Here is a 10,562-nt window from a genome sequence, read left to right as displayed (position 1 = left end):
CTCAGCATTTTATTATGGTGATCCCCTGGGCGAAATGCGCCTGGTAAGCAGAGTTTTTGAAATGTAAGGCCTTTGAATAAGACAAAAGGCTGCCTCATCGCTAACTTTGCAACAGTGCCACTTCGCAGAACTATTCAAGATAATTCGGACAAGGAATTCCTGTTTCTGAAGAAAAAGTCGCCCCTGTCATTGTCCAGGGCCGTGTCACAGCTGCATCTGCCGGGCATAAGTCAGAAATACAATGAAAATCGCTACTATCCGCTGGGTGAGGCATCAGCCTCGCTCATTGGTGTGACCGGTGCCGAAAATAGAGGGCTGAGTGGTATTGAGCAGAGCTTTAACACCGTTCTGAGAAAGGACTTCGGGGTGAAAAAAATACGCAAAAACGCCAGGGGGGGCGTCATCAGCGTGATCCAGTATGACGCTCCGGAAACTGCACCGGCGATCAGGCTGAGTATTGACAGTGTGCTTCAGTATATTGTTTACAGCCGGTTAAGGGAGGGGGTCGAGCAACATCACGCCCAGTCAGGCGCTGCGGTGCTTGTCAGCGTAAACACCGGCGAAATTCTGGCTATGGCATCCTATCCGTCGTTTAATCCCAACCGTTTTTCCGGTGCCACTTCCGCTGAAATGCGTAACGTGGCGATTAATGACAGCTTTGAGCCGGGTTCAACGGTTAAACCCTTCGTCATTCTTGAAGGCCTGCGCCGCCATATTATCAGCAGCAGCACGCTTCTTGACACAAGGCCGTTCAGGGTTGACGGCCATCTTATCCGGGACGTGGGATACTGGCCGGCGCTGACGCCGACCGGCATACTTCAGAAATCCAGTGATACCGGAGTTTCACATATTGCCCTGGCGATGCCTTCGGATGCGCTGGTAAAAACGTATTCATCCTTCGGGCTGGGAAAACCGACAGGGCTGGGCCTTCCCGGTGAAAGTACTGGTTACTTTCCGTTCAGTCGCCATCGATGGGCTGATATTGAGCGCGCCACCTTCGCTTTTGGCTACGGCCTCCGGGTAACCCCGCTCCAGTTAGCCAGAGCCTATGCCACTCTCGGGGCCTGTGGCGTTTATCATCCGTTATCCGTTACACGGTTATCCGCGCCGGTGTACGGTGAGCAGGTGGCGGACCCGAAGCTTGCCGATGCTGTAATCAGAATGATGGAAAGTGATGTGTTACCCGGCGGAAGTGGCGTAAGGGCAGCTGTACCGGGCTACCGTCTGGCAATAAAAACCGGAACCGCAGAGAAGTTAGGTGCCGGTGGAAAATATGACGGGGGGCATATTACCTATACGGCAGGCGTCGCGCCGGCGAGCCGTCCTGAAGTGGCACTGGTTGTGGTTATTAACAATCCCAAAGCGGGACAGCATTTTGGTGGCTCAGTGGCGGCGCCTGTCTTCGGCCAGATTATCGGTCCGGTGCTTACCCGGCTGAAGATTGCACCGGATGCTTTACGTGCTCCGGTGGTACACCGACAGTCCGGCTGAACAGAGCCTGTTTACTCATTATTTATCTATTATTACTTAACTTAATTTTAAAAAGGATATTAATATGAAAAAGATCCGCCTTATTATAATCTCTTTACTGGCTGGAATGTGTACTCCAGCATTATCTACACCAGTCAATGTTACTGATACAATACAAAGCACAGAAGACCATATCAAAGGTCGGGTTGGTTTTACTGAAATAGACTTTTTATCCGGGAAGGTTCTGAGTAGTCATCGCCGTGAAGAACGTTTTCCTATGATGAGCACATTCAAAGTTTTGTTATGTGGAGCAATATTAGTACGTGTTGATAAAGGGCTTGAACAACTTGAACGCCGAATTACCTATAATAAGCATGACCTGGACGACTATTCTCCACTAACCAGTCAGCACATTGCAGATGGAATGACGGTTTCTGAGTTATGCAATGCTGCCATTACCACCAGTGATAACACTGCTGCAAATTTATTGCTATCAACTATTGGCGGGCCGGAGGGATTAACTCATTTTCTGCGTAGCACTGGTGATAGTTATACAAGGCTTGATCGACACGAACCCAGCCTTAATGAGGCGAAGCCTGGCGATGAGCGTGATACCACCACTCCGGCAGCGATGGCTCAAACGCTACAAAAATTGTTAAACGAAAGTGTACTTACAGAAAAATCTCGAAAAAAATTAATAAGCTGGATGCAGGAAGATAAAGTCGGCGGGCCTCTGTTCCGCTCTGTACTGCCAGCTGGCTGGATGATAGCGGATAAAACAGGAGCAGGTGATCACGGATCTCGGGGCATCGTTGCACTGTTGGGCCCCGGAGGCAAGCCATCTCGTATAGTAGTCCTGTATATTACAAATACTCATTCATCTATGAATGAACTCAACGAGCATATTGCAGGGATCGGAGATTCAGTAATTAAGAACTGGTAATATATTTACAGTGGATTTGACCCTATATATCCAGACGTTTTTGCTCTCTTACGGTTGCGATAACTTCCTGCGTATATATTCCCGTGGTGAGCGATATCCCAGTGCACTATGCGGATGATGTTCGTTGTAATGACTGAACGCCACCGCCAGATTCATCACCGCTGCCTCGCTGTCCGGTTTCGGCATGATGCTGATGTAGTCCCGTTTTATCGTCATCACGAAGCTTTCTGCTATGCCATTGCTTTCCGGGCTTCGCACTGCTGTCGTACAAGGCTCCAGTCCCAGCAACCGGGCGAACGCCGGCACTGTTGGCAACTGCCTTCCGAAGCGTTTTTCCACCGCACCCAGCATGACATCCTGCACCGTTTCTTTGTCATAGCCTCCGGTGCTCGCTGCCCAGTCAATGATCTCCCTGTCGCAGCAGTCCTGCGCGAAGGTCACCCGCAGCTTTTCGCCATTATCACAGCGGAACTCAAAGCCATCTGAGCACCAGCGCCGGTTACTTTCCGCTACTGCTACGCGCCCCTTATGGGCCCGCTTACGGCAAGGATCAGCGGGTTTACGTTCAAGAAGCAGATTATGCGTTCTCATAATGCGATACACCCGCTTTGCATTAACCACAGGCAGGCCGTCCCGCTCCGACTCCCGTCGCAGCAGCGCCCACACACGGCGATAACCATACGTCGGCAGGTCAGCCACCGCCATGTTTATCCGGGACAATACGGTGGTATCGTCAGAACGGGGCTGCCGTCTGCGATCCTGTCAGTCAGATGGCCGGTGAACCCGAATGCTCAACTGCGCACGCGACACGCCAAGACTTCTGCAAACGTCGCTTATTCGTCGTTCCCAGGCAACGAGGGCGCATGCGCAATCCATTTTTTTGCCCGGCCGAACTCCACGGCCTCTTTGAGTATCTCGGCTTCCATCGTCTTTTTGCCCAGAAGGCGCTGGAGTTCGCGAATTTGCTTATTGGCGGCAGCGAGTTCGGAGGCCGGCACCACTTCCTCGCCCGATGCAACAGCCGTCAGTGAACCGTCTTAATATTGCTTGCGCCATTTGAATATCTGGTTTGCATTGATGCCATGCAGGCGCGCGACATGAGACACGGTCATACCGGGCTCCATAGTCTGCTGAATAATGGCAATTTTTTCCTGCGGTGTACGACGCCGACGCCGCTCAGGTCCTGATAACACTTCAACCATCTTATCGTTCTGACTGGTATTAAACATAGTTCCAAGACTACCTCTTATTTTAAGAGAGTCGAAGTGTCTGGTGATCTATGGGGCCAGTCTAGCCCTCTTCCAAGTGTAGGGAGATATAGTCAAAGTTTGCTTCTCCGCCGATGAGTCCGCCCTGCGTCGGATAGTCCGATTTTTTACCGGCGAAGCACGGCTCTCCTAACCCTATCTAAAGCGAATAACTTTTTTCAACAGGGCCGCGTGCCAATGCAAGAGCGATAGGCGCTCTACGCGCCAATTTGACCACTTAAAACAGGTAAATTGAGGGGTTGTAATGTGTTGATGTAACAGGCTTTTATTTTAATGTCTTGGCATATGTATAATGGTAGTCTAGCCCTCCTTTCAACAAGGAGTACTCATGGAAACCTACAATCATACATATCGGCACCACAACTTTTCACATAAAGACTTAAGTGATCTCACCTTCACCGCTTGCACATTCATTCGCAGCGACTTTCGACGTGCTAACTTGCGTGATACGACATTCGTCAACTGCAAGTTCATTGAACAGGGTGATATCGAAGGCTGCCACTTTGATGTCGCAGATCTTCGTGATGCAAGTTTCCAACAATGCCAACTTGCGATGGCAAACTTCAGTAATGCCAATTGCTACGGTATAGAGTTCCGTGCGTGTGATTTAAAAGGTGCCAACTTTTCCCGAACAAACTTTGCCCATCAAGTGAGTAATCGTATGTACTTTTGCTCAGCATTTATTTCTGGATGTAATCTTTCCTATGCCAATATGGAGAGGGTTTGTTTAGAAAAATGTGAGTTGTTTGAAAATCGCTGGATAGGAACGAACCTAGCGGGTGCATCACTGAAAGAGTCAGACTTAAGTCGAGGTGTTTTTTCCGAAGATGTCTGGGGGCAATTTAGCCTACAGGGTGCCAATTTATGCCACGCCGAACTCGACGGTTTAGATCCCCGCAAAGTCGATACATCAGGTATCAAAATTGCAGCCTGGCAGCAAGAACTGATTCTCGAAGCACTGGGTATTGTTGTTTATCCTGACTAATTGCTTTGATGTGTGATTTTAAACGCTCAAATTTATAAAACGAATAATATTGTCAACCTTGCAATAATAGACATAGGGACAACCATGTATAAATTTTTACCCTCAGGCGTCTTCACAATAGAGCCATATAGCAGTGGGTCACTTAGTGGGCTTAATTTTTCCATTAAAGATAATATTAATATTGCTCAGTATAAAACATCATATGGTAGCCCATCTTGGCAAGTAAACATAAGGCTGCCATTTATAAGGCACTGTTGCAAAAATGTGGAGGTGATAGGGGTACTACGCCGGAACCCCAGATTTTTCCGTCCGTTCAAATTATCCACGGTTGAGCAGCTTGATCCCGTCCGCCCGCAGTTGACCAACAGGGGAAATATGCCTGTACAAAGTTTGCCGGGTTATCCCAAGTTCCTGGCATAGCGTACTGACCTTTGTTTCTGATTGTCCCATTGATGCCATTGCCAGTCGCAGTTTGACTGGCGTCATTTTATAAGGTCGGCCGCCGTTCCGCCCACGGGCTCTTGCTGATGCCAGACCTGCAGTCGTTCTTTCAGCAATCAGTTCGCGCTCAAACTCCGCCAGTGCGGCAAAGATACCGAAGACAAGCTTGCCAGCGGCCGTTGTTGTGTCGATAGTCGCCCCGTGACCGGTCAGCACTTTCAGACCGGTCCCCCTCGCGGTCAGGTCGTGCACTGTATTAATGAGATGACGAAGATCACGACCGAGGCGGTCCAGCTTCCATACGACCGAGAGCATAAAAAATATTGGGGCAGCGTGAGCTATGCTGCCATCGCTGGTCCCTTCCCGTCACTTTGAAAACCCGGATACCAGCAGACAAATTTATCCTGCAGTTCGTTATTCAAAACGGCGGTCCGGGTCTGTAACAAATAATGAGCCCCTTTTCTGCTCCACTGCATCTGCTGCTTTTTGGCCATTCGTCTGGCGATCACTTCATTGATCGTGGATTCCACAAACGCGGTTGATACCGGCTCTCCGTACCGACGCATTTCGCCGTAGTTTGGGATCATCATCTTATTATTCCGGATGTAGGTATACATTTCATCCAGATGTTTTTGCAGGGATTTCAGGCTAGGATAGCTGAGTTCAGGGTCATCGCAATACATAACGCAATTATCAATATGTTCCAGCGCAGCGACAACATTGCCATGCCAGAGATATCGTTTAATGCTTTCCAGCAGTGCCAGAACTTTACTCCCCGCCTCTGGATCTGATACCAGCAGTCCCCGGGCATATTGCATGAGCACCTTCAGCCTCATGGTGATATGAAACCAGTCCAGCACATGCGTTGACTCAGGGTACATACCGAACTGGAGGTCCCTGAGATTATCCGCGCCGTCGGACAGAAAAAATATCTGCTGGTTGGCCTGCATTCCCTGCGCTGAAAGGTGGGTCATGAGCCTGCGTTCCGGATGACAGTCATCCTTCTGAACAAAACCGAAGCGGCGGGTGTCAGCAGGCGCACCAACGGAAAAAGACTTCCCGGCAATAATTTCAAAATTACGCTTTTTGTCATCCCGATCGCGAACATAACCACCATCTATACCCACCACAAGCGGTTTTCCTGGCCTGGGCAGGTTCCCCCAGTCGCGGGGGCAGCCGGAAAGAAAACCTGAATGAGCTTCAGCCTCAGCGTCAAGACGCTGCGCCACCTGGCATAAATGATTCCTCACCGTTGAGGCATTCAGGCTGTGGCCCACCGGCAGAATATCTTTCAGCAGACGAGTCGTCATTTCATAGGAGATCATCGAGGCCCAGCGGGTTTCAATATATTTCAGTGCCGGGTGAGAATAATCGCCGGCCCAGTCGCTGAGCAAACTGACTGTCTTTGTATCACTCTCTTCACAACGGCACCGGTACACCCGAAGCCCGGATACCGGAATAACGCCAAACAGCGTCCGGTACCGTATTTTCTGTTTGCCTTTGATTCTGCGCGCAGCAAGGCAGTGAGGGCACCGGATATGGTGTTGAGTATATTCGTCTGCCTGCAGCTGGACCACCGACTGCTGGACCGTATTCAGCAACAGCTTGGATTCTGACACCGATAATCCGATGTCGTTCCGGGTCTCCCCTGATTTCTGGATTGTCATCAGTTCCTCCGTTCGACTGGAGCCTGATTCATCGGTGATGACTATCTGGAGCGTCAGTTGCATCATTGCCTCCTGCTGTGGTGGATGACTATCTCCCGGCTACTGGTTGTTCATCTGGTGACGAAGCTTATAATATGTGGAAACGCCAAGGCCCGCATGGTCGCAGGCGATCCTGAGCCTGACCCCTCTGCTTCTGAGTGCGTCAATTTCCTGGATCTTTTTGATATCGGCGCCGGGGCGCCCTGTTTTTTCACCCCGTGCTTTTTTCGCGGCGATGCCGTCGGCCTGCCTTTCCTTCAGTAAGGCTCGTTCAAACTGGCTGAATGCCGACATCATGTGCAGCTGCAGTTCCTGCATCGGATTGTTTGTGCCGGCGCTGAACGTCAGCTGCTCTTTCAGAAAAATAAGGGTAACGCCCTGGTCACGAAGCCGGGTGGTGACAGCGCACATATCCGACATATTCCGGCAAAGGCGATCGATGGAATGAACCAGAAGCGTATCACCAGGGCGTAATTGCCCCAGGAGTTCCTGTAACCCCGGGCGGTTTGTGTCCTTCGCGCTGGCATGCTCAACACAAATTTTATCAGGCTGAAAACCCGCCTTTGACAATGCCTCTTCCTGACGGGCCGTATTCTGATCGGCCGAGCTTACCCTGATGTAGGCATATTGCACGCAAAACCTCCGGAAGGTCTTTAAACATCATAGAGATTTAAAGAATAATCCATAAACACTGATTTAGGGAGGTTTATAGACATTTTTTCGGGGATCTGAGAGGCATGCTGAAAACGTATACCTTTATAGACATCAGTCAGCGACGACGGCCCAGCCAGATAACTTCAGGCTCCAGTACCGGAGATGCAAGGTCGAGCCTGCTCAGTTGCCGGTTGATTTTGTGGCGGTTGAACCTGACAGCATCCAGGTCGTCAGCAAAAGGGCGGATCTCGCCGACCGTTGTTTCATCATCCGCATTAACGATAGCTTCAAGAAACGCCAGGGTTTTATCGAACTCATCCGCAGCTGTGGCTCCGGGCATACCATGGCCGCTTATACAAAACGGCGCTTTCAGCGTAGAGTTTTCATAAATGGCCTCAACACGAATGTCATGAAGCCAGTGCTCAAAGAAATTGTATTCATAGGTAAAGCGATCGCCAGCATCAAAAGCAAAATCATCAATCACGACCCGGAACGGATTATCGACAAAACCGATGCCTCCTTCGTAGGAGATACCGTAATCTTTGCCATAAATGTGAAATTGATGGAGATGGTCGTCCCCCCAGCCCTGCACTATCTGGAAAATGAAGTGAAGCGCGGCCAGTGACGTGTCGGCAGCAATTCTCAGCCGACGCCAGACCATCGGACTGACTCCATGAACTGCTATTTTGATGACGTAGATCTTCATAGTCAGCAGGTATTGTTATGAAATGATGGTGGTTATTTTAACCCCTGTAGATGGCATCATTCGATGGCTGCCCCGAGGTTTTTCATGCTCTCCTATTTCAAAGCGAGGCCGCTTATTGAAGCGCATAACGTGGCCGTATTCAGTTCAAACTACACCCTGTATGCCTCCATGTCAGCGCGTTTTGCGGCGGTAGTGGAATCGCTGTCTTCCCGTGTGGAGCAGTATTCAATTGACGAACTCTTTGTGGACTGTCGTGGGATGGAAACGGCAATGAACCTGGAGGCATTCGGGCATCAGCTGCGGCGTGAAGTGCAACGTCATACGACGCTGACCTGTGGAGTGGGCGTCAGTTTTACCAAAACGCTGGCAAAACTGTGTAATCACGCCGCCAAGACCTGGCCAGCCACCAGGGGCGTGGTTGCCCTGACTGACGAGCGCAGACTGCATAAACTGATGGCCATTCTGCCTGCGGCCGAAGTCTGGGGAGTGGGAAGGCGCATATCAGCGCGGCTTGAAACGATGGGGATCAGAACGGCGCTGGATCTGATGCGGGCTGATACCCGGTTTATCCGGAGTAATTTCAGTGTGACGCTGGAAAGAACGGTGCGGGAGTTACGTGGCGAAATCTGCTTTGGCCTCGATGAAAACCCGGCAACCAAACAGCAAATTGGGGGAACCGCAGAATTCGGAAAAAATCGTACGCTAAGCTAACGGTGTTCTCGTGACAGCTCTTTGACTAGGCTTTCTAAGGCCATTCTGATAGCCCTGACTTCCTGAAAAGCCATGGCTAAAATTTGTGCGGCTAAAAGGGATAACCGATGGTAAAGTAAGTTATCCCTGTCGAGATACTGAAAAGCGTTATCCTCGTTTTTCCCAAAACTGTTTTGCCAGTTCGCTCAGAGCGCTAGTTAACTGAGCGACAGATTTCGCACTTTGCAAATTATTCTGCCCGGTCTGTACATTGGTATCAGCAGCATCGCGTATATTGATAATACTGCGGTTTATGTCTTCACTTACTGCTCCCTGCTGCTCGACCGCAGTCGCTATTTGCGCGTTCATGTCGGTAATTTCGTTAACGCGTTGGCCAATTCCATCAAGAGCTGTAGCTGCTTCCTCTGCGTGAGCTACACTCGTGTGCGCTTGCCGACTACTTTGCTCCATGACTGTAACAGCGGATTGCGCTCGCTCTTGTAGAGCGCTGATCATGCTTTGAATATCCGTTGTCGATTGCTGTGTGCGAGCAGCAAGACTGCGAACCTCATCGGCGACAACAGCAAAACCACGCCCCTGCTCACCAGCACGCGCGGCCTCAATTGCTGCGTTGAGTGCCAACAAATTCGTTTGCTCGGCGATCCCTCGTATAACGTCAAGAACTTTTGATATCTCGTTACTTTGACCTTCAAGCTCATGAATAACCTGAGTGGCTTGCCTAATTTCACCTTCAAGGGCAGTGATTGACTGGCTTGTGTGGGCTACCAGACGCTGGCCAGATGCCGTCTCAGTGTCTGCTCTTCCGGCCGCATCTGCAGCATGCTGTGCATTGCTCGCAACCTCTTGAATGCTTGCCACCATTTGGTTTACTGCCGTTGCTATTTGATCTGTCTCTGCCTGCTGCTCAACTGTAAGTACATTGCTTGACTCAATATCCTTTAGTAGGCCTCGGGTGTGTTCGCTAAGCCGATTTGATGCATCACCTATGCGACCTACTATGGCGCCTGTTTCAGCTTGCATCATTCGTAAAGCAAACTCTATTTGGCCAAACTCATCGGTGCGCCCAGTGTAGAGGGATTGACTTAATGGGTTATTGGAAATATTCCTGGCTCTTTCAACCAGTCTTCCAAGAGGAGAGAGAATAGCCAAAACACTAACAGAGCTTAAGCTTCCTGACATTAAAGTGGCTAACAATAAGCTGCTTATTGATGTATCAGTAAGCATGCCGGCAGCCATTGCGCTTGATATAATACTACCCCATATGAGCAAGAGTATTTTCACGGAAAAGCTAGCAGCCAATTTCGGCCTCGCGGCCTTCCCGCTTCTCAATTGAGCATATAATTTTTCCGCAGCCAAAACCTGCTCAGGTTCAGGCTTGGTCCTTACAGACTGGTATTCAACAATCGAACCATTCTTAGCTATTGGCGTTACATAAGCACTTACCCAATAGTGGTCGCCATTTTTACAGCGATTTTTTACTAGCCCCATCCATGAGCGGCCAGATTTTAATGTACTCCACATATGCTCAAATGCAGCAGGCGGCATATCTGGGTGTCTTAGGCACTGTTGCAAAGTTAGCGATGAGGCAGCCTTTTGTCTTATTCAAAGGCCTTACATTTCAAAAACTCTGCTTACCAGGCGCATTTCGCCCAGGGGATCACCATAATAAAATGCTGAG

8 protein-coding genes and 2 pseudogenes are annotated in these 10,562 nt (G+C 49.9%); 4 read left to right on the top strand and 6 right to left on the bottom strand.

Features of this window, described 5'->3' with window-relative positions:
* Window positions 1-96: 96 nt before the first annotated feature.
* Together ACJ8MK_RS25510 and ACJ8MK_RS25505 are read left to right on the top strand one after the other, a co-directional pair.
* Window positions 97-1,491 (top strand): penicillin-binding transpeptidase domain-containing protein, encoded by a 1,395-nt coding sequence (locus ACJ8MK_RS25510; protein ID WP_223807724.1) that lies wholly within the window; start codon window positions 97-99, stop codon window positions 1,489-1,491.
* 64 nt (window positions 1,492-1,555) lie between these two features.
* On the top strand, window positions 1,556-2,413 hold the full coding sequence (locus ACJ8MK_RS25505) for a class A beta-lactamase LAP-2 (RefSeq protein ID WP_012477595.1): 858 nt from the start codon (window positions 1,556-1,558) through the stop codon (window positions 2,411-2,413).
* A gap of 48 nt (window positions 2,414-2,461) precedes the next feature.
* Here the strand turns inward: ACJ8MK_RS25505 and ACJ8MK_RS25500 are convergent.
* A pseudogene (locus ACJ8MK_RS25500) lies at window positions 2,462-3,615 on the bottom strand (IS3 family transposase).
* A 394-nt stretch (window positions 3,616-4,009) separates the two neighbouring features.
* Here ACJ8MK_RS25500 and ACJ8MK_RS25495 point away from each other — a divergent pair.
* Window positions 4,010-4,666: a quinolone resistance pentapeptide repeat protein QnrS1 gene (locus ACJ8MK_RS25495; protein ID WP_001516695.1), complete on the top strand. Its 657-nt coding sequence runs from the start codon at window positions 4,010-4,012 to the stop codon at window positions 4,664-4,666.
* Between the two features lie 318 nt (window positions 4,667-4,984).
* On the opposite strand, the pseudogene ACJ8MK_RS25490 reads toward ACJ8MK_RS25495, so the two are convergent.
* From ACJ8MK_RS25490 to ACJ8MK_RS25475, 4 genes and pseudogenes are all read right to left on the bottom strand, one after another.
* Window positions 4,985-5,413: pseudogene (locus ACJ8MK_RS25490) on the bottom strand (recombinase family protein); the annotation flags it as partial.
* Window positions 5,414-5,445: 32 nt separating this feature from the next.
* On the bottom strand, window positions 5,446-6,837 hold the full coding sequence (locus ACJ8MK_RS25485) for an ISKra4-like element ISKpn19 family transposase (RefSeq protein WP_001493761.1): 1,392 nt from the start codon (window positions 6,835-6,837) through the stop codon (window positions 5,446-5,448).
* Between the two features lie 36 nt (window positions 6,838-6,873).
* The gene (locus ACJ8MK_RS25480; protein WP_001493762.1) at window positions 6,874-7,446 is read right to left on the bottom strand and encodes a recombinase family protein; all 573 of its coding nucleotides are present in this window, start codon (window positions 7,444-7,446) and stop codon (window positions 6,874-6,876) included.
* A 136-nt stretch (window positions 7,447-7,582) separates the two neighbouring features.
* Complete coding sequence (locus tag ACJ8MK_RS25475) at window positions 7,583-8,173, bottom strand: plasmid pRiA4b ORF-3 family protein (RefSeq protein WP_012477564.1); 591 nt, start codon at window positions 8,171-8,173, stop codon at window positions 7,583-7,585.
* An 84-nt stretch (window positions 8,174-8,257) separates the two neighbouring features.
* On the opposite strand from ACJ8MK_RS25475, the gene ACJ8MK_RS25470 reads away from it, so the two are divergent.
* Window positions 8,258-8,884: a Y-family DNA polymerase gene (locus tag ACJ8MK_RS25470; RefSeq protein WP_020723587.1), complete on the top strand. Its 627-nt coding sequence runs from the start codon at window positions 8,258-8,260 to the stop codon at window positions 8,882-8,884.
* A gap of 147 nt (window positions 8,885-9,031) precedes the next feature.
* On the opposite strand, the gene ACJ8MK_RS25465 is transcribed toward ACJ8MK_RS25470, so the two are convergent.
* Complete coding sequence (locus ACJ8MK_RS25465; RefSeq protein WP_254911968.1) at window positions 9,032-10,456, bottom strand: methyl-accepting chemotaxis protein; 1,425 nt, start codon at window positions 10,454-10,456, stop codon at window positions 9,032-9,034.
* Window positions 10,457-10,562 lie beyond the last annotated feature (106 nt).

The sequence above is a fragment of the Serratia sp. CY38905 genome (genome assembly GCF_052168875.1).
Classification (GTDB): Bacteria; Pseudomonadota; Gammaproteobacteria; order Enterobacterales; family Enterobacteriaceae; genus Serratia; species Serratia sarumanii.
Note: the sequence above shows the minus strand (reverse complement) of the source record. Positions and strands in the feature narration are given on the sequence as shown.

What these genes read in the sequence shown, in the direction of transcription:
- ACJ8MK_RS25505 (WP_012477595.1), top strand. Translation starts at nt 1,556, where the DNA reads ATGAAAAAGATCCGCCTTATTATAATCTCTTTACTGGCTGGAATGTGT.
- ACJ8MK_RS25495 (WP_001516695.1), top strand. Translation starts at nt 4,010, where the DNA reads ATGGAAACCTACAATCATACATATCGGCACCACAACTTTTCACATAAA.
- ACJ8MK_RS25485 (WP_001493761.1), bottom strand. Translation starts at nt 6,837, where the DNA reads ATGCAACTGACGCTCCAGATAGTCATCACCGATGAATCAGGCTCCAGT.
- ACJ8MK_RS25475 (WP_012477564.1), bottom strand. Translation starts at nt 8,173, where the DNA reads ATGAAGATCTACGTCATCAAAATAGCAGTTCATGGAGTCAGTCCGATG.
- ACJ8MK_RS25470 (WP_020723587.1), top strand. Translation starts at nt 8,258, where the DNA reads ATGCTCTCCTATTTCAAAGCGAGGCCGCTTATTGAAGCGCATAACGTG.